The following is a 19059-nucleotide window of genomic DNA, read 5'->3' on the forward strand; positions in this document are numbered from 1 at the left end:
AACAGACAGTAGAGGCTTCAAGCAGATAGCAGGTGCGGCCGCCAGGCGGCGGCCAACTTAAAGAGTAAGTTCTTGTGGAATTTGGTTGCTTTCGGAATAGTCGTTTGTCATTGCGAGCATGTTGCGCATCAAGCAAGGACGAAGCAATCGCACCAGAACGACACCCGAACGACTCGTTCTGGTGCGATTGCTTCGTCCTTGCTTGATGCGCAACATGCTCGCAATGACAAACGCCCTAATCGGCAATCATGAAAGGCTAGTTTAATGCGACTTCAAGGCGTATTTAATCAATTCCTCCACGCTTAGCTCGTGGCCGTGCTTCTGCTGAATCTGGTCCAGATTCTTTTCTGCGGCGGCTCGGGCAAAGCCTAGCATTACCAGCGCCTGCAACGCCTCCTGGCGCTGGGTATTGTGCTGGCGCGCCAGCGGCACGGTATCTACCCCAGCTTTGGCCAGCAGCTCGTCTTTGCGCAGCTTGTCGCGCAGGTCCAGAATGACGCGCGCGGCCGTCTTCGGCCCTACCCCCTTAATGCTCTGGATAGCCCGCACGTCCTCGTTCACGATGGCCTGCCGGATTTCGCCTACCCCCATGCTGCTCACCATGTTGATGCCCGTGCCTGGCCCAATGCCCGACACCGATATCAGGTGCAGAAACAGCGCCTTCTCGCTGGGGTCCAGAAATCCGTAGAGTGTTTGTCCATCTTCCTTGATGTGCTGGTAGGTATACACCTTCACCTTGTCGTTTTCGCCCGGCAGCTTGGAGTAGGTCGCCAGCGAAATCTTTACTTCGTAGCCCACGCCATTCGTGTCGATAATGGCCTGAGTAGGGTCTTTATAAGCGAGTTTACCGTCGAGGTAAGCAATCATAAGCGCGGCGCAAGCACTAAAAATTTCCGCTGGGCGGGTTTGCTTGCTACTTCAAATCTACTCCGCTTCTGCCCAACTGAAAAGTCCTTTTACTTTACCGCACGGCCTTTTTGGGCCTCAGCACCCCGCATTTGCGTAAACCTCCCGCCTAACTTTTTTCATCAGGAAGCCATTTGTGCTCGCCGCCGCCCGCGCCCTACCCCCGGCAGGCAACTCATAATCCGCCGAACCCCGGATTTTGGCCCACGTGCCGCCCTAAGAAATCGTCGTCCCGCCGGCTGATGATACCGGCCGGGTGCAGTTACCGGCTTCGTTTAGGTGCCGGGCCATAAAAAACACGGGCAGCTTATTCAGGAGAACAAGCTGCCCGTGTTTTCAGGCCGCGCTATTGTTTTCTTCTGCTACTCGATGCTGAGTTGCTGGCGGGTTATCACGTCGCTGCCGCGCAATATGTAAACAAAGTAAATTCCAGGTAGTAGCTTGTTAACTTTCAGGTTAATAGTTGCTGCGTTCGTACTATTTTGCTCCAGGCACAATTGGCCTTTGCTGTCGAAGAGACGCATTGTTGTTGGCCGAGAGGTATCGGCATTATCTAAATCCACATACAAACTTTCGTGGACTGGGTTAGGATAGATGGACGCTGTAACCGAAGCTGATGCAGTAGGCTGGAGTGCCGCTGTAATCGTAGGCTGGGGGGCAGCAATCCGCTGGTTCTCGCAGCCGGCCCCGTGCTCGATAACTACGTTGAGGGTAGAAGACAGCGTGCCCGCGCCCGCACAAGTGCCCGCTACCGTCACCGTCACCGGAATCTGCGTAACGGAAGGGTCACTGGGCAGGGTGTAGGTGATTTGGGCCTGGTCGTTGAATTGCAGCTGGGCCTGCCGGTTGATGGTCCAGCGGTAGTTGGTACCCAGGTTCAGGCCCGAGGCGGTGAAGGTGGCGGGCAGGCCACCGCAGCCGCCGTAGATGCCAATGTACACTTGGCTCGCCCCTACCGTGAGGGCAAGGCTGGGTAGGGGTAGCTCGCAGCTCCCACCAGTAATCAAGGTAGCCTGGATGGTAGCCTGGCCACCCGCCCCGCTCAGTGCCTGTACGGAGAAGGAGTTACCCGTGCCACTATTCGGTGTTACGATGCCGCTCGGCGACACGCTCCACCGCACTTGTGCATTGGCCGGTAAGTTGCTGACGGTGTACGTAGCCGGGGCACCGGGGCAGAGCTGCGTGGGGCCGCTGATGGTGGAAGTGACCGCGCTACACTCGGCGTTGGCGTCGCAAACTGAGTTAGTGTTGCCATTGAAGGGCCGTTCCATCTCATTGTATATCCACTGCGCGAAGCGACCAGTAAAGAAGGGGTGCGGGTAATTGTTAGTATTAGCGCCAATGAAAGAATCATAGTCGCTGCCTTCCGCAATAAACGTCACAGGCTGTGGAGCAGGATTGCTGGTGGCAAGTCCATTTACGTAGCTAGCTTGAGCATTGGCGCTAGTCAGCGGAACATCAAGGGCGCTGGCCGACGGTACAAAACAAAAAGTATTCGCTAACTGGACATTTTTAGCGTAGCCCACTACTACTGGAATAGGTAGAGAAGCTATTGGAACGAATATCAGCAAGCCTCCATATGAACTGCCCGTCTTTAAAGGAATCTGACCTTTAATATACTGTACTCCGCCTGGTAATCCATCCCAGGCAACGGGAATATTGCTGGGAGATTGAAAAGCCAGATTAGAGAAATAAAATTTCTTTGTAAAAATCAATACCCGTATCTGAAACCAGATACGCAGGCTACTAATGCGTTGTACCTGTCCGGCAGGGGGTAGGGCATTAGTAATAATCTCGGTATGCACCCCTATACTAGTTAATCCTGTAGTGGCGTAACCCTCGCCCTCGATGCGCGTCAATTCGGCATAAGGAGAAAGCGTGGTTTTACCGCATTGTGAGCCCAGGCTAGTAGCTACGAAGCGGTAAGGGAAAGACTGCCCGCTAGCGGGCGTTATCATGGAGCGGTATTCATTAGCCAAAAATGAATTATACTCATAGCCATACGTCGAATTGGAGGCATTTGAGCCGCGCTGTACGGTGGCCCGAACCAGCAGCAACTGCTTCGTGGCGGGCTCATCTAGCAAGCGGTTGCCCTCCATCAGTTCAGGAAAAATATCGCTGCCACTTAATAAATGAGGAATGCCGCTGGAATTAATTAAATTAATAGTTTGCCCCAGCCACGTAGAGGCGCCCTCGCGCGTCAAGGCCTGAATGCCCAGCGGGGTATTAGCACCCCGGTGCGGGCTGTCGTGGGTCACGAGCAAGCGAGTGTTCGTGCTGCCCGGCTGTGCTTTCTCCATCTCAGCCAAGCCATAGCGGGCTACCAGACCGCCCATCGAAATACCCAAAACTACATTTTGCTGGCCGCTGGCTGTGCCGCCTAGTTTTTGTTGATTAACATACCTCACGACATCCTCAAACAAGGCTGCATTACGACGAATGTCATCCGTGCCGTTGTTGTAGTCAATGAATATTAGGTCGTATGCGGCAGAACTTGAAGAGCTATAATTATCAGCACCGAATTCATCTCGAACGCTAATGTTATTATTAATCGTATTGATACTTCTTAAGAAAGTTTTTACACTATAATTATCTTGAACATCCGGGGCAATGGTTGAAGGGTCGTATCCCTCCACTACAATTAGGGGTTTAGTAATTTGCCGCCTTGATAACCCGCCATACACAATTGTCACCTTACCGCCAGAGTGCGCTGAGGTTGGATTAAAGGTAACATCTAATGCACCTGCAGGATATACCCAGCCATTGGTACCATAGGCTCCCTGCGGCGTAGGACCCTTTTGTGCCAAGCTTTGGTTTGCTGGGTCAACTGCCAGCACCTGCAAATCAAACTGGCTTTCGTAGGTGCCAGGGCCTACGGTAGCCGTGCCGGCGTAGCTAATCTTAATTTTCACGCGGTATGTGCCAGCTGAACCATACTGAATAGCAAGCGCTGAGTTCCACGTCGCTGCCCGGTAGCCCTGCCCATCACCGAAATCGAGTTAGAGTCCCTGTACGCTACCGCCGCCGCTCTGAATATGCAACTGCTGCGTGAAGATGAATGATACGCTGGCGGTAGGCGAGGAACTGTAGGCGGGTGCGGCCGCAAACATCGTATGCACTACATAAGGGTTTTGGCTACGGCCTGCTACGTCAAATAATTGACCGTTTTGCGCTCGTAGTAGCCCAGCTTGAATGGCATTGGGCCGAAGCGTAGCATAATCAAGCCGCTCTATCAGTAGGGGAATCGCACCGGAAGCATTCTTTTGCTGCGTTAACCGGGTATTGATGTCCGAGAGGGCAGGCAAATCGTCGCTTCCCTTCAGTGTACCGCTGACTACCGTAGCGAACAACTGGCGCCAAACGGGCAGGGAAGTGCGTGCGGAGTCAGACAGCGTGCCATTGAACAAGCGTAGAGGCATAAACCGATAGCCATAGTCTTCCAGATAAGGCGTAGGCAATTGGCTTTTGTCGAGCGGGGCAAAGAGGTTGGATAGGTATTGGCGAGCCGAGTCGGTGGGCTGCGTTTGGGCCACGCCGTGCGTGGTGCTGGCCAGCCAGAGTAGTGTCAGGAGAAAGTAGAAATGTTTCATGGAAAAGAAAGAAAGGGGTTAAATTTTATAGTCGAAGCGACCCTGCGTGACCTTAAGCGTGTCATTTCTTCCTCGTTGCACGGCACTAAACCAGAACGTGCCGGCGATGATGCCTGCCTTTTCGTCTACCCGCGTCAGTACTATTTGGCCAGCTAAGTAAGTAAGATTAGAGCCGCAAAAGCTGGCAGAGCCACCCTCATAACAACCATCAGCTTCAGTTAAGGGTGGTTTGTTCAGGGGTATTGCCATTGTGAAGGTGTTCTTCAGGGGAGTAATTGGGCCACAATACAAATTCATATAGGTATCTGGCGAGCCAATACGATAGGCCGCGATGTTTACCTGAGCCCCACCAGGAGAATTGATACCGGGGTCGTAAAGAGCGACAGAATTAGGCAAACCGTCGTTGCCGCTGGGCGTCCAGGGCTGGCCATTGACGAGGCAGCCGAAGGTATTGGCCCCGGTCTGGGTAGCGGGGGGGAGCTGGCTCACCGGGTCGGGATTGCTTTTTTTGCACTGGCTCAGGCCCAGCAGGGCGGCCAGCAGCAGGGGGGTAGGGGGTAGGCGCATGGGGGAGAGGGGGTTAAGGTTCAGGAAATGTGCAGAAAGATAAATCAACTTCCTGCTAAACTTAGGAATTATTTTTTTATGTCCTTAATTACTTCTGACTTTATAAGCTAAGCTATTGGGGGTTGATAACTAGGAGGTAGGCACCACGCTGCCCTAGTAGCCGGGGATAACAGTTGGACCCGCCGCTACAGCCGCCGCCGTGCGGGCATTGTAATCCTGCATACTTAGCAAGGGATGGGTGCCGTACACATGAGCCGAATAGAGCGTAGCGTAGAGGTAGCGAAAGCCGTCGGGCGAGGTGCGGCTGCTATCGGTGAGGGTGCCGTTGAACACATCGAGCGGCACCAGGGGCAAGGCATCTTCGGCGAGAAAGCCGGTGGGTACCTGACTTTTGTCGAGAGGGGCAAAGAGGTTGTCGAGTGTAGCGCGGGTCGGGTCGCTGACCTGCGCCAGCAGTTGGGTAGGAATCCATAAACCAAGCCATAGAAAGAGGTACAGTTTTTTCATAGTGAAGAGGGAAAAGGAAAAAAGGTGAAAAATTAAAACTTGCCATCAAAACGACCCTTCGTAATCTTGATGGTATCACAGCTAGGTTGAGAAAAGGTATATTCTACTGTCCCCGAGACAATGCCACTGCTTAGGTCCAAGCGAGTTATAGTGAGTTGTCCCTTAACGGTGGCTCCTTGATTGACCGTGTAGTAGTTGCATGGACTAGATAGATTACCATCAGCATAGAGAGCAGTATAAGGGCTAGGAAGAGCCGGACTACCAAGGGCAGTGAAAGAATAAGTACCCGGTTTATTTAGTTGGTCACCCCCAAACCCGATGTATTGAGCCTGCTTCGCGCCGGTGGAGTAACGATACATTGTGACATCTAGATTGCCTCCGTGATAGGTGGGGTCATAACTGACCAAAAAATTAGGATGCCCATTGAACCCACTAGGCGTCCAGGGCTGGCCATTGAGGAGGCAGCCGAAGGTGCCCGCGCCGGTTTGGGTAGCTGGGGGTAGCTGGTCCTCGGGCTTGGAGGGGGTAGGGTCGTTTTTGCACTTGCTGCACTGGGTGAGCAAGGTTAAGGCCAGGTAAAGGGGTAGGCGGGTAAAACAGGCAGGAGATGAACGCATAGCAGAAAAGAGGTTAAAGGGTCTGGAAATGTACAGACCTAAAATGGAAAATCAAGCAAGTTGAAGAATTAAGTTTTTATGTCTAAAGTATGCGATTACTTCGGCGGGTTAGTGCTGGCGCTATTCCGATGGAGGAAAGCATTAATCTTCTTGTGATTAGCTAGTATAAGTTGCGGAATAGCTGGCACCCATTCCGGTTAAAAATAAAAATAAATAATTTTTTAAGATTCAGTTAGTGGCAGTGACCATGTGAATTTGCTTAGGGAAACGGGCGGTCAGTTGCCAGAGCGCGTCGTTTCGATTCCCTTTCTAAACCATTGGATGGTGTTTAGGCTGGCGCCGGCTGTGGCATTGGCCGTGCGGGTGTTATAGTCTTGCAGGCTAAGCAAGGGCTGCGTCCCATATACGCGAGCCGAATAGAGCGTGGCGTAGAGGTAGCGAAAGCCGTCGGGCGAGGTGCGGCTACTATCGGTGAGGGTATCGTTGAATATGTCAAGCGGCACCAAGGGGCAAGGCGTCTTCAGCGAGAAAGCCGGTTGGGACCTGACTTTTGTCGAGCGGGGCAAAGATGTTATCGAGCGTAGCGCGAGTGGGGTCGCTCACCTGCGCCATTAGTTGGGTCGAAACCCACAAAATTAGCCACAAGCAGAAGTACAGTTTTTTCATATTAGAAAGGAAAAGGAAAAGGAAAAGGGGAAAATTAGAGTTTGCTGTCAAATCGGCCTTGTGTCACTTTAATAGTATCACAGCCCGGTTGAGACAAGGTGAAATTGAACGTACCCGAAATGATGCCTTGGACTTTATCTAAGCGCGTAATTGTAAACTGACCCGTTGCTTTAGTACCTGGACTACTTAAGTATTCATCACATGGACTGACCTTGTTTCCATCAGAGAAGTAAGGCGTACGAGATGAAGCAGATGAACTATAAGTTGTCAGTAAGTAATTACCTGTCTGATTAATTTGGTCGCCTCCAAAACCAACGGATTGTTTGATAGTAGTACCGTTAGTATTTCGATAGGCAGTAACGGCAAGATTCCCGCCATGATAGTTTGGGTCGTAAGTAACCAGGAAGTTGGGCATAGCAAACAGGCCACCACCACTCGGGGTCCAAGGCTGGCCATTGAGCAGGCAGCCAAACGTGCCGGCCCCGGTCTGGGTAGCGGGGGGGAGCTGGTCCTCGGGCTTGGCGGGGGTAGGGTTCTTATGCTTGCACTGGCTCAGGCCCAGCAGGGCGGCCAGCAGTAGGGGGGTAGGGGGTAGGCGCATAGGAGAGAGGGGATTAAAGGTTCACGAAATGTACAGAAATACAATGAGAAAGTCAAGCAGCTTGGGTAATATATTTTTTGTACTTGATTACTGCTAATTTTAGGAGCTTAAATTTTTAGTGATTGTTTGGAATTCTGAACTGCTAAATCCCATTGGGTCCGCGCCGGCCAGCGACCCGGCCCGCTCCGCTGCCGCTCGGCCAACAAAAAAGCCTGGTCGGCAGACCAGGCTTTCAAGTAGTTGGGGGGGTAGGGAACCGAGTTTCAGCGCAGACTCGCAGCGTCCGCGCTACCGTCTCACAGCGCCTTGCCGTCGCGCTGCGCATCGACCACCGCGATGGCGGTCATGTTCACGATGTCGCGCACGCTGGCCCCGAGCTGCAGGATGTGCACCGGCTTGCGCATCCCCATCAGCACCGGGCCGATAACCTCAGCCCCGCCGATTTCCTGCATCACCTTGTAGGCAATGTTGCCCGACTCTACGTTGGGAAAAATCAGGGTGTTGGCGCCTTGCTCGGCCAGGGGCGAGAAGCCGTAGTTTTCTTGCAGCAGCTGGGGGCTCAGGGCCACGTTGGCCTGCATTTCGCCGTCGAGGAGCAGGTCGGGGTAGCGGGCTTTGGCCAGCTCGGTGGCGCGGCGGGTTTTGTCGGGCAGCGTGCCGCCGCCCGGCGAGCCAAAGTTGGAGTAGCTGATAACGGCCACCCGCGGCTCGGTGTCGAAAAAGCGCACGGCCTTGGCCGTGAGGCCGATAATCTCGACCATCTCCTCGGCCGTGGGGTCGATGTTCACGGTGGTATCGGCGAAGAAAAACGGCCCGCGCTTGTGCTGAATAATGTACATCGACGACACCCGGCGCACGCCCTCGGCTGGCCCGATTACCTGCAGCGACGGCATCAGGCTCTTGCCGTAGTCCTTGGTGAGGCCCGTGATGCAGGCATCGGCCGCGCCGGTTTCGACCATCATGGCCGCGAAGTAGTTGCGCTCGCGCAGCAGGCGCCGGCCCTCGTAGAGCGTGATGCCCCGGCGCTGACGCTTCTGGTACAGCAGCTCGGCGTAGGCGTTGCGCTGCTCGTCAGCTTTCAGAATATCAATAATCTCGCAACCATCCAGGTCGAGGTTATTGGCCTGGGCGATGGCGTGAATGCGGTCGGGCGCGCCCAGCAGGATGGGGAGCGCGATGCCCTCCTCGCGCACCAGCTGCGCGGCCTTCAGCACTTTGTAGTTGTCGGCCTCGGCAAACACCACCCGGCGTGGGTTGGCGCGGGCCGCCGAGGTAATGCGGTTCATGAGCTTCTGGTCGAGGCCCAGGCGCTGGCGCAGCTGGTCGTCGTAGGCGACCCAGTCGGTGATGGGCAGGCGCGCTACCCCGCTCTCCATCGCCGCCCGCGCCACGGCCGGACTGATGGCCGTTATCAAGCGCGGGTCCAGCGGCTTGGGAATGAGGTAGGTGCGCCCAAACGCCAGCGTGTTGTCGCCGTAGGCATTGTTCACCATATCGGGCACGGGCTCCTTGCTCAGTTCGGCCAGGGCGCGCACGGCAGCCAGCTTCATCGCCTCGTTGATTTCGGTGGCCCGCACGTCCAGCGCGCCCCGAAAAATATAGGGAAAGCCCAGCACGTTGTTCACTTGGTTGGGATGGTCTGAGCGGCCCGTCGCCATAATGAGGTCGGGCCGGGTACTCATGGCCAGCTCGTACTCAATCTCGGGGTTAGGATTGGCCAGCGCAAACACAATTGGGTCATCGGCCATGCTCACCAGCAGCCCGGCGGGCAGCACGTTGGCCGCCGACAGGCCCAGGAACACGTCGGCACCTTGCAGCGCTTCGGCCAGGGTAGTGACCGGCCGCTCGGTGGCAAACTGCATCTGCATATCGGCCAGGTCCGTGCGGGCCGGGTTGATAACGCCGTCTTTATCAAAGACTACCAGGTTTTCCTTGTTCAGGCCCAGCGCCAGATACAGCCGGATGCACGACACGGCCGCCGCGCCCGCGCCGCTCACCACCAGCTGAATATCCTCGATGCGCTTGCCCACGATTTCCAGCGCATTGAGCAGCGCCGCCGCCGTGATGATGGCCGTGCCGTGCTGGTCGTCGTGCATCAGCGGAATATTCATCTTCTCCCGCAGCTCCGTCTCGATGCGGAAGCACTCCGGGGCCTTGATATCCTCCAGGTTGATGCCGCCAAACGTGGGTTCCAGCGCCTTCACGATGCGGATAAACTCGTCGGGGTCGGTGGCGTCAATCTCAATATCGAAGCAATCAATGCCCGCGAACTTCTTGAACAACACGCCCTTACCTTCCATCACCGGCTTGCTGGCGGCCGGCCCGATGTTGCCCAGCCCCAGCACCGCCGTGCCGTTGCTAATCACGGCCACCAGGTTGCCCTTGGCGGTGTAGCGGTACACGTCGTCGGGGTTGGCCGCGATGGCCAGGCACGGCTCGGCCACGCCCGGCGAGTAGGCCAGCGCCAGGTCGAGCTGGGTGCTCACGGGCTTGGTGGGCACCACTTCAATCTTGCCGGCGGGGGCCTGCGAATGGTAGTTGAGCGCGTCTTGGCGGTTGATTTTGAGCATGGGAATTTAAGAAGGGTAGGGCAGCTGTGAGTCTGCAAGTTCCGGCTAAAATGCCGGATTGGTGCCGTCTGAACGGTTTCCAGAGAGATGCACCTGAAACTGACGGGGCGGGCTGCCGGCTTTTCGCCGGCTGTCCGCTCATCGTGCGCGCCGCTCGTTTTGGTAAAGAGCGGCGCGCACGATGAGCGGACAGCCGGCGAAAAGCCGGCAGCCCGCCCCATATGCCAAGCCAAAAACTACCCCACCTGCACCACCAGCTTCTGGCCCAGCTTCACATCATCCGATTTCAGGTGGTTGAGCCGGCGCAGCTCCTGCACGCTCACCTTGAAGCGCCGCGAAATATTGTAGAGCGTGTCGCCCGGCTGCACGGTGTGCGTGCTGAAATTGGGCTCAGGCCGCGCCTCGCGCGCCAGGTGGGGGGTAGGGCGGGTGGCCACCGCATCGGGCACCGGCCCGCCAAAGCGCAGCTTTTGGCCCGCCGCCACCGTTTCGGTCGGGAGCTGGTTCCAGGCCTGCACCTGCACCACCGTTACGCCGCGGGTGCGGGCCAGCCGGGTCAGGTTGTCGCCGGCGCGCACCGTGTACAGCTCCGCCGCTGGGGTAGGGGGTAGGCCGGCCGTCTTGGTAGCAGCTACTTCGTCCGTCACTTCGCGGGAAGTATTGGTAGCCAACGCTTTGCTATGCCGATGGCGAACGGGGGTAGGGGCCACGCTGTCGGTGTCGGCCACTTGCTCAGCAGCAGCAGCCGCGGTTGCGGTGCGGGCTGCCAGAGCGGCCGCTTGCTGCTGAGCCTTCTCCGTAGCGGCGGCCTTCACCAGCGCCGCTGCCCGGAAAATGGCCTGCCGCTGCTGCGCCACCACGCGGGCGGCCTGCTGTCTCTGCACGCGCAGCAGCTCCTGTCCTTGCGCGGTTTCGCGCTGGGCGGCGGCCTGAGCCTCGCGGGCGTAGCGTTGGTTGGACGCTGCCAGGGCCTGGGTGGCGCTATCCGCCGCTGCCGCCGCGTGGCGCGGGGTCAGCAGGGGCGGCGTAGCGGCGGCCACTACCAGTGCCTTGGGCGCGGCGGGGGGGGGTAGGGGCACCAACACCACCAGTTCGCGGCCGGCTTTGAGGGCCGTCGTGTGCTTGGGCAGCTCGTTCCAGCGGCGCATCTGGGCCGGGCTAACGTCAAATTTTTCGGCCACGCTGGCCACCGTCTGGCCCCGGCGCACGGTGTAATATACCCGGCGATAGCGCGGTTTATTCCCCTTAGTAGCTGATTGCGAGTCATTAGCGGCCACCGATTCGCTCGTGGGCCACGGCGCTACCCCTCCCAGCTGGGCCAGGCGGGGCGGCAAGGGCTGCGGCAGGTCGGCCAGCGGCTGGCAGTAGGCCAGCAGTGTGGCGCGGTCCACGTCGCCCAGGTGTTCGCGGGCGGCGGTGGGGTAGCGCAACACATAGGGCCGGTAGCCGGCGGGCAGGCTACCGTGGCGCACCTCGGGGTTGTAGTGGTTCATGGCCAGCGAGTCGTCGTAGCCCAGGGCGCGGCTCAGGCGGCGCAGGTCCAGGGCCTGGCCGCGCACCCCCAGCGTGTCGAGCGGCTCGTAGGCCTGGTAGCGCAGGTTGGGGTCGTTGAGGCCATGCTCGGGCGCATACTTCATGGCGTACATGATGGCCGTGAAGGTGGGCACGTAGTTGCGTGTTTCAGCGGGCAGGTAGGGGTAGAGGTCCCAGAAGCTCTTTTTGCCCGTTTTGCGCATCACGCGGCGCATATTGCCCGCGCCCCAGTTGTAGGCCGCCAGCACTAATTCCCAGTCGTGAAACTCGCCGTAGAGGTAGCGCAAGTGCTTGCAGGCGGCCTCGGTTGCCTTGTCGGGGTGCATGCGCTCGTCCACCCATTCGTCGCGTTTCAGGCGCAGGTCGCTGGCCGTGGGCGGCATAAACTGCCACAGGCCCACCGCGCCCACCGGCGACTTGGCCGTGGGTATCAGCGCCGACTCTACCACCGACAAATACTTCAGCTCAACCGGCAAGTTGTACTGGGTCAGGTATTTCTCAAAAATCGGAAAGTAAAACTGCTCGCGCTCCAGCACCCGCTGCGTGTAGCCGCGCTGCCGCTCCGTAAACAGCCGCACGTAGGCCAGCACCGCCGCGTTGAACTGATGCGGCGCGGCAGTTTCGATGCAGCCCATGCGGTCGCCCACCAGCTCATAAAGCGTGGCGGGCGTTTGCAGCCACACCAGGCGAGCCGAATCCACGGCGGGCTCCGTCAGCGGCACCACGGCCAGCGAGTCGATGGTGGTGGCCGGCAACTCCACCACCTGGCGCACCGTGTCGGCTACGGCCGGCGCGGGGGGGGTAGGGGCTTGCTCTTCGTGCTTATGCCGTGCCCGCTGCGCCATTGCCGGGGCCGCGCCCAGCACCAGAGCCAGCAGCAACAGCCGCCGCGCCAAACGCGGCTTACGCGAACCAGCAGGAGACGCGGGCAGTTGGTGCAAAGCTTTCATTGGGCTAAGGTAAATGACAATTACTGAACTACCTAACCAAAGCGGGGCGCGAACGAACCCGGCCCCACGGCCTCGCTCGTTCGCGCCCCGCGCTTTGCTAAAGAGCCTGGCTAATCTAGTTGTCTGCCTCCGCTACCATCAGCGTGTTGGCAAAAGCCAGTAAATCAGCCTCCCGGAATGCGCCGCTTAGTATCTGCACGCCGATGGGCATGCCGTCATTATCGACCCCCGCCGGTATCGAAATGGCGGGCACTCCGGCCAGCGAAGCCTGCACCGTAAAAATATCAGCCAGGTACATCGACACCGGGTCTTGCTTCTCGCCAATCTTAAACGCGGTGGTGGGGGTAGTGGGCAGCACCAGGAAATCGTACTGCCGCAACAGTTCATCGGTCTTTTCCTTGATGAGCCGGCGCACGCGCTGCGCCTTGGTGTAGTACGCGTCGTAGTAGCTGGCACTCAACACAAAGGTGCCCAGCATGATACGCCGCTTCACTTCGGGCCCAAAGCCCTGCGCCCGTGTCTTCTTGTAAAGCGATTCCAGGTCCGTCACGTCGGGCGCGCGGAAGCCGTACTTCACCCCATCAAAGCGCGACAAATTGGAACTGGCTTCGGCCGTGGTGAGGATATAATAGGTCGGAATCATCTCCTCCAGCAGTGGAAAATCTACCGCCTCCACCACGTGGCCGTGGCCGCGCAGGGTAGTGAGAGTTTGTTCCAAAGCCTCATGCACTTCGGGCTGCAAGCCCGGCCGGTTAATCGCATTTGCCACGTAGCCTATGCGATACTGCGCCGCCGGCGCTAGCAGCGCCGTGTATAACGGCACGGGTTCCTGGCTGGCCGTGCTATCATAGCCATCTGCGCCGGCCATCACTTCGAGCAGCCGCGCGGCATCCTCAACCGAGTGCGTTACCGGCCCAATCTGGTCAAACGACGAGGCAAAGGCCACCAACCCATAGCGCGAAATGCGCGAATAGGTAGGTTTCAGCCCGATAACGCCGCAAAAAGCGGCCGGCTGCCGCACCGAGCCACCCGTGTCGGAGCCAATGGAAGCCAGGCACATATCGGCCTGCACCGCCACCGCCGACCCGCCGCTACTGCCGCCCGGCACCCGGCTGGGGTCCTGGGCATTGCGCACCGGGCCAAAAGCGGAGTTCTCGTTCGAGCCGCCCATCGCAAACTCGTCGCAGTTCTGCCGGCCGATAAAAATGGCGTCCTCCGCCAGCAGCCGCTGCACGGCCGTGCCGGTAAACAGCGACTTGAAGCCATCCAGGATGCGGCTGCTGCTTTGCAGCGAGTGGCCCTGGTAGGCCAGCACGTCCTTGAGGCCGATGACCATGCCGGCCAGCTTCCCGGCCGTGCCCTGGGCCAGCTTTTCGTCAACGGCAAGGGCCTGCTGACGGGCTTCGTCGGCCCACACTTCTAAAAAAACATTCAACTCAGCGTTGCGCTGCGCAATGTTATCGAGGTAATACTCAACGAGCTGGCGGCAGGACGTAGTGCCCGCCGCCAGCTCGCGCTGAATTTCCGAAAGGGAAGCAAACAGAGGTTTCAAATCTTAAACGTCGGTTGATGGCTGGTCGATGCGGGGCCGCGTACCCGGCACGCCCTCCGTGGTGGGCGGAATGGGAGTGCTCTGGTGATGAGTAGGCTGGCTCGCCATCGGCAAATCTACGGCACCGGGTGCAGTATAGTCAGCTATCGGGGCCACGTAGTCGCCCGACATAGGGGCGGGGGGCATATGCGACGGCTGGTAAGAAGCCTGCTGCTGGTCGTAGCCCTGGTTGGGCTGGTTAGGATTGTAGCCTTGGTTGGGGTTATAACCCGGATTTGGGTTGTAGCCCGTATTCGGGTTGTACTGCTGATTAGGATTCTGATTGGGCTGGCCGGCGCGCTCAAACTCATTGCGAATTTCACTGCTGGCATCCTTAAACTCCCGAATGCCCTTGCCCAGGCCACGGGCCAGCTCCGGAATCTTATTGGCACCAAAGAAAATCAGGATGACGACCATAATCAGAATCAGCTCGGAGCCGCCGATGTCGCCTAGAAAAAGCAAGGAAGAATTCATAATTGAAAAAATAAAAACGATGAATAGAAGGTATTAGTCGCTTAGCTAGCGGGCGTGTTATTCGGGTTGTAAGGCTGGTTGGGGTTGTAAGGAGCCTGGGGCATCTGGCCCTGGGCTGGCGGCCCGTATTGCTGCGGCTGCTGGGGATAGCTACCCTGGTTGTTATAGGGCGGCTGCTGCTGGGCATAGCCGTTGGTCTGTTGCGGGTAGCCGTTAGGGTTATAGCCGGGCTGCTGGTTGTAGTTCGGGTTGGCCGGCTGCTCGGGGTTGCTGGCATCTTTGAATTCGCGCACCCCCTGGCCTACCCCCTTGAAAAGCTCAGGAATCCGCTTGGCTCCGAAGAATAATACCAGAATAAAGATGATGAATATGATTGTTCGGGGGTTGCCCAAAAACAGAAAAAGCGTGGTTAGTAGCATGAGTGGGCCGGCCGCGAAGCCGTGTAGGGTGTGAAAACGAAGATACGTAAAAGCCGGGGCTTTGGACGGTAAAGGTACCGGATAACGCAGAAGGCAGCCCGAGCCAGTCTAGCGGATTAGGTAGGCTATGAATCCTGAAAATCAAAATTTGCTCTCGTTCGCTGAGTGTTAACCCTGAGCGTCAGCTAGTTTATGCGAAAATTAAGAGAGCAGAATGACCAATTCGCCGAAAACAAGTAGGAGATAACCGATAGATGATGCACCTTTGTAGTGGTTAGCAGCCTTAACCGAGGTAGTGTTGCATTTGCAGCCTGCCAAGGCAGAGGAAGTTGGCTAAGTTTGTTTTCATAGCTCAGAAAGGCATCGAACATTGTTCGATGCTTTTTTTTGGCTACGCGCGCCGCATTCCGCGCCGCACCTCTACGCCATAGACCGCCGCCACGAAGAGCAGGGGTAGGGCCAGCCCCAGGGCGTAGCCAGCGACACTGCCGGCCGGCAACCTGTGCCCCGCAGCCTGGCCCAGCACCACCAAGGCCACCGCCGCCAGCAGCCACCCCAGCAGCCGCCCCACGGGGTAGGGCACCGGGAAATGCCGCTCGCCCAGCCACCAGCACAGCGCCGCCATCATAAAGTAGCACGCCAGCGTGGCCCAGGCACTACCCAGATAGCCCATAATTGGAATAAGAGCAATGTTCAGGGCAACGGTGAGAACCGCGCCCGCCGCCCCGATATACGTGCCAAAATACGTCTTGTCGGTCAGCTTGAACCACACCGACAGGTTGTAGTACACGCCCAGAAACAGGTTGGCCAGTAGCAGGATGGGTACTACCCCCAGGCCCTGCAGGTATTCGGGACGCCGCAAAAAAAGCGGACCTATCCAACTCAGATTCAGACTGATGCCAACAAAAATGAACGTGCAGCACAGCGTAAACCACTTGAGCACCAGCGCGAAGGTGGCCGGCGAGTTCTTCTCGGTGCTTTGGGCGAAGAAAAAAGGCTCGGCGGCGTAGCGAAACGCTTGAATTATCAGCGACATGAAGATGCTGAGCTTGTAGCAAGCCCCATACACGCCCACCGCGCCCAGCCGGCTTACGCTGGGGTAGAAGCCCTCGGGCAGGTAAGTGGGCAGCAAGATGCGGTCGAGTGTTTCGTTGACCATGCCGGCCAGGCCCATCAACATGAGGGGTAGGGCATAGGCCAGCAGCGGGCGCAGAAAGCCCAGTTGCGGCCAGCGAAAGCGAAAGTCGAGCAGCTCGTGGGCCAGCAGCAGCAGCGTCAGCGCCGAAGCCGCCAGGTTGCTCAAAAACACGTACCCTACCCCCAGGCTAGGGTCGTAAACGGCCTGCACCAGCGGCCGCAGACCCGCCAGCACGCTGCCGGGCTCACTCCGCGATACGGCTGGGCACAACACTACGAAAAACAGGTTCAACCCTACGTATAACAGAATGTTAGTGAGGCGGATAGCGGCAAATCTGCGCGCCTTGTTTTCCAGGCGCAGCCGGGCAAATGGCAGCGCCGCCACCGCATCGAGTCCCAGTATCAACGCTATCCAAATGGCGTATTCGTAGTGGCCCGGCGGCAGCCGCAGCAGCGCCAGCAGCGGCTGAGCCAGCAGCGCCATCAGCACCGTAAGGACCACGCTGGTCAGCAGCAGCAGGCTCAGCGTGCGGTTGTATAGCTCGCGGCGGTCCTCACCGGGCCGGTTGGCAAAGCGGAAAAACGTAGTTTCGAGGCCGTAGGTAAATACCACGTTCAGGAACGAAACATAGGCATACAGCCCAGTCACAATTCCGTACTCAGCCGCCGCGAAATGGCCTGTGTAGATAGGCACCAGCAAGTAGCTGAGCACCCGCCCCACAATACTGCTGACCCCGTAGATAGCCGTTTGCGAGGCCAGCTTTTTCGCAATACTCATCTGGTTGAATTACAAATTTAGAATTATGAATTAAAAATTGATGCTCAAGTACTTACTCCGAAATACTTGGCATTAATTTTTAATTTTCAATCCATAATTTTTAATTACCCCTGAAGCTAGCCGGGCGCTTTTCCAGAAACGCGGCCGTGCCCTCCTTAAAGTCGGCCGTGCCGAAGGCCTGGCCAAAGGCCTCCGCCTCGGCTGTGTAGCCCGCCTCGCCGCCCTCGTCAAAATAGGTATTTACGCAGGCAATTGTGAGCCCCACAGCAACGGGAGCTTTGCTCAAAATTTTGAGTAGCAAACTTTTACAAAAATCTAGCAACTCGGTTTGCGGCACTACGTGGTTGGCCAGGCCCAGGCGCAGGGCTTCGTCGGCTTTCACCTGGTCGGCCGTGAGCAGCAGTTCCAGCGCTTTGCCCTTGCCCACGAGCTGCACCAGGCGCTGCGTGCCGCCATAGCCGGGCAGCAGGCCCAGGTTCACTTCGGGCTGCCCAAAGCGGGCGTTTTCCGAAGCTACCCGCAGGTGGCAGGCCATTGCCAGCTCGCAGCCTCCTCCCAGCGCAAAGCCGTTGACGGCCGCCACGACGGGCTTGGGGCTCGTTTCGTAGCGCCGAAACACGGCCTGGCCCCGCGCGGAGGCGTCTTGCGCGCCTGGCCCGCTCAGCGCTGCCAGCTCGGCGATGTCGGCCCCAGCTACGAATGCTTTTTCGCCGCTGCCAGTGAGCAAAATGCCGCGCACGGCCTCGTCGGCCCGCGCGTGCTCGATGGCCTCGCCAAGCTCGCCAATCGTGGCCGCGTTGAGGGCGTTGAGTTTGGTTGGGCGGTTCACGGTGATGGTCAGAATGCCAGTGGCGGCATCCAGGTCATACAGCAGGTTATCGAAAGAAGCAGTCATCTGCGAAACAACGAAAGAAGCGGGGGTAGGGAAAACAGAGCCCAAAGGTACGTGCCGGCATCAGGCGATAGATTCAGCTGCTCAATGAGTGAGTTGAGGGCTAAAAAGCGGGTATTGGGCTAATTTTTGCAAAATTAACCGGGTATCGTGCAAAACTTTGTGATTACCAATTACATCGGCTTACTTGCGTTGCCATTGGCAAACAGTGGTTTATAGCTAGTAAGCGTTGGTTGTCTAGAAATTTTCCCTCACCCTTTTCCCCTTCTTACTTGTATGGGTTTTGTTTCTGAATTCAAAGAGTTCATTTCCAAGGGCAATGTGCTCGACCTGGCCGTTGGTGTTATCATTGGCGCGGCCTTTGGCAAAATCGTGTCGTCGCTGACCGACGACATCATTATGCCCATCGTGGGTATGGGCCTGGGGCACGTTGATTTTTCCAATATCGTAGCCGGCCCCCTGAAAATCGGTTTGTTTATCAACGCTATCATCAACTTCTTGATTATTGCCTTGATTATCTTCTTCATCGTGAAGGGGGCCAACAGCATAAATAAAAAACCCGAGCCGGTGGTGGTGGTTAACGACCCTCCCGCGCCTTCAAAAGAAGAAGTGCTGCTAACGCAAATCCGCGACGCGCTGCGTAGCCGCGTCTAAGCCGCGCCGCGAGCGGCCGTTGTCGCTACGTTCGGTGCGCACTGCCCGGCCCGGAAATTATTTCGGGCCGGGCAGTGTATTTTGGCTGCTATGTGGCTTGCTGCCCGCTCATTTCTCTCGCCTCTATTTGCCATTCCCGCGTGAAAAAACTTGTTATCGCCGCGCTGTTAACCGGGTCCGCCTGGCTGCTGACTCTGCCAGCCGCGCTGGCCCAAACCACTGCGCCCAACTTTCCGACTCCCGGCAGCCCGGCCCGGCCCGCGCCTACCCCCCCCATCAACGCCGACCGTGCCCGCCGCCAGCAGCAGATGAGCCCTGAAGATGCCGCCCGCGACCAGCAATTACAAGTGCTGGAGGCGCGCACTGGCAACACCAGCCTGGGCGCTGAGCGCGGCGGCCCTTACCGGCAACTCGATAAAAACGGCGGCTCCTTCACGGTGCGCAAGTTTCGGGCGTTGCGGGGGCAGGAGCAGGAGCGGGGCGTATCGCGCCGGGTGCCAATGGGCGCGCGCACCACGGGCAAGCCTCTGGTGCATGACCACGGCCGAAAGAAAAAATTCCTCTTCTTCTAAATCACGGATTACGCAGATTTTAGCGGATTTCACGG

Annotated in this window: 15 protein-coding genes and 1 pseudogene; 3 read left to right on the forward strand and 13 right to left on the reverse strand. The window is 57.7% G+C overall.

Annotated features, from left to right (window positions below):
* Positions 1–261: 261 nt before the first annotated feature.
* From A0257_18255 to A0257_18280, 6 genes are all read right to left on the reverse strand, one after another.
* Positions 262–867 (reverse strand): Holliday junction ATP-dependent DNA helicase RuvA, encoded by a 606-nt coding sequence (locus tag A0257_18255; GenBank protein AMR28847.1) that lies wholly within the window; start codon positions 865–867, stop codon positions 262–264.
* A 401-nt stretch (positions 868–1268) separates the two neighbouring features.
* On the reverse strand, positions 1269–3242 hold the full coding sequence (locus A0257_18260) for a hypothetical protein (GenBank protein ID AMR28848.1): 1974 nt from the start codon (positions 3240–3242) through the stop codon (positions 1269–1271).
* Between the two features lie 663 nt (positions 3243–3905).
* The gene (locus A0257_18265) at positions 3906–4496 is read right to left on the reverse strand and encodes a hypothetical protein (GenBank protein AMR28849.1); all 591 of its coding nucleotides are present in this window, start codon (positions 4494–4496) and stop codon (positions 3906–3908) included.
* 18 nt (positions 4497–4514) lie between these two features.
* Complete coding sequence (locus A0257_18270; protein AMR28850.1) at positions 4515–5063, reverse strand: hypothetical protein; 549 nt, start codon at positions 5061–5063, stop codon at positions 4515–4517.
* A 153-nt stretch (positions 5064–5216) separates the two neighbouring features.
* Positions 5217–5570, reverse strand: a complete 354-nt coding sequence (locus A0257_18275) for a hypothetical protein (protein AMR28851.1) — start codon at positions 5568–5570, stop codon at positions 5217–5219.
* A gap of 892 nt (positions 5571–6462) precedes the next feature.
* Positions 6463–6693, reverse strand: a complete 231-nt coding sequence (locus A0257_18280) for a hypothetical protein (protein AMR28852.1) — start codon at positions 6691–6693, stop codon at positions 6463–6465.
* 479 nt (positions 6694–7172) lie between these two features.
* Here A0257_18280 and A0257_18285 point away from each other — a divergent pair, with 479 nt between their 5' ends.
* A complete protein-coding gene (locus tag A0257_18285; protein ID AMR28853.1) occupies positions 7173–7433 on the forward strand; it encodes a hypothetical protein in 261 nt (86 codons plus the stop codon).
* 317 nt (positions 7434–7750) lie between these two features.
* On the opposite strand, the gene A0257_18290 is transcribed toward A0257_18285, so the two are convergent.
* The 7 genes and pseudogenes from A0257_18290 to A0257_18320 all read right to left on the reverse strand — a co-directional run bounded on the left by A0257_18290 (position 7751) and on the right by A0257_18320 (position 17801).
* Complete coding sequence (locus A0257_18290) at positions 7751–10024, reverse strand: malic enzyme (protein AMR28854.1); 2274 nt, start codon at positions 10022–10024, stop codon at positions 7751–7753.
* Between the two features lie 236 nt (positions 10025–10260).
* On the reverse strand, positions 10261–12438 hold the full coding sequence (locus tag A0257_18295; protein ID AMR28855.1) for a hypothetical protein: 2178 nt from the start codon (positions 12436–12438) through the stop codon (positions 10261–10263).
* A gap of 184 nt (positions 12439–12622) precedes the next feature.
* On the reverse strand, positions 12623–14059 hold the full coding sequence (gatA, locus tag A0257_18300; protein ID AMR28856.1) for an aspartyl/glutamyl-tRNA amidotransferase subunit A: 1437 nt from the start codon (positions 14057–14059) through the stop codon (positions 12623–12625).
* 333 nt (positions 14060–14392) lie between these two features.
* A pseudogene (locus A0257_18305) lies at positions 14393–14572 on the reverse strand (preprotein translocase subunit TatA).
* Positions 14573–14613: 41 nt separating this feature from the next.
* Positions 14614–14991 carry a hypothetical protein gene (locus A0257_18310; protein ID AMR28857.1) on the reverse strand — a complete coding sequence of 126 codons (378 nt, stop codon included), beginning with the start codon at positions 14989–14991 and terminating at the stop codon, positions 14614–14616.
* Between the two features lie 391 nt (positions 14992–15382).
* Entirely contained in the window at positions 15383–16906 is a 1524-nt protein-coding gene (locus tag A0257_18315; GenBank protein ID AMR28858.1) for a polysaccharide biosynthesis protein, read from the reverse strand.
* Between the two features lie 100 nt (positions 16907–17006).
* Positions 17007–17801 carry an enoyl-CoA hydratase gene (locus tag A0257_18320; GenBank protein AMR28859.1) on the reverse strand — a complete coding sequence of 265 codons (795 nt, stop codon included), beginning with the start codon at positions 17799–17801 and terminating at the stop codon, positions 17007–17009.
* 273 nt (positions 17802–18074) lie between these two features.
* Between A0257_18320 and A0257_18325 the strand changes: the two genes are divergently transcribed.
* On the forward strand, positions 18075–18452 hold the full coding sequence (locus A0257_18325) for a mechanosensitive ion channel protein MscL (protein ID AMR28860.1): 378 nt from the start codon (positions 18075–18077) through the stop codon (positions 18450–18452).
* A gap of 140 nt (positions 18453–18592) precedes the next feature.
* Positions 18593–19024, forward strand: coding sequence for a hypothetical protein (locus tag A0257_18330; GenBank protein ID AMR28861.1), 432 nt, complete (start codon positions 18593–18595; stop codon positions 19022–19024).
* Positions 19025–19059 lie beyond the last annotated feature (35 nt).

Origin of the sequence: Hymenobacter psoromatis (genome assembly GCA_001596155.1) — a bacterium.
GTDB lineage: Bacteria > Bacteroidota > Bacteroidia > Cytophagales > Hymenobacteraceae > Hymenobacter.

Bases quoted from the DNA above. Each gene is read 5' to 3' on its own strand.
- A0257_18255 (AMR28847.1), bottom strand. From the start codon at position 867: ATGATTGCTTACCTCGACGGTAAACTCGCTTATAAAGACCCTACTCAG.
- A0257_18260 (AMR28848.1), bottom strand. From the start codon at position 3,242: ATGGGCGGTCTGGTAGCCCGCTATGGCTTGGCTGAGATGGAGAAAGCA.
- A0257_18265 (AMR28849.1), bottom strand. From the start codon at position 4,496: ATGAAACATTTCTACTTTCTCCTGACACTACTCTGGCTGGCCAGCACC.
- A0257_18270 (AMR28850.1), bottom strand. From the start codon at position 5,063: ATGCGCCTACCCCCTACCCCCCTGCTGCTGGCCGCCCTGCTGGGCCTG.
- A0257_18275 (AMR28851.1), bottom strand. From the start codon at position 5,570: ATGAAAAAACTGTACCTCTTTCTATGGCTTGGTTTATGGATTCCTACC.
- A0257_18290 (AMR28854.1), bottom strand. From the start codon at position 10,024: ATGCTCAAAATCAACCGCCAAGACGCGCTCAACTACCATTCGCAGGCC.
- A0257_18310 (AMR28857.1), bottom strand. From the start codon at position 14,991: ATGCTACTAACCACGCTTTTTCTGTTTTTGGGCAACCCCCGAACAATC.
- A0257_18315 (AMR28858.1), bottom strand. From the start codon at position 16,906: ATGAGTATTGCGAAAAAGCTGGCCTCGCAAACGGCTATCTACGGGGTC.
- A0257_18320 (AMR28859.1), bottom strand. From the start codon at position 17,801: ATGACTGCTTCTTTCGATAACCTGCTGTATGACCTGGATGCCGCCACT.
- A0257_18325 (AMR28860.1), top strand. From the start codon at position 18,075: ATGGGTTTTGTTTCTGAATTCAAAGAGTTCATTTCCAAGGGCAATGTG.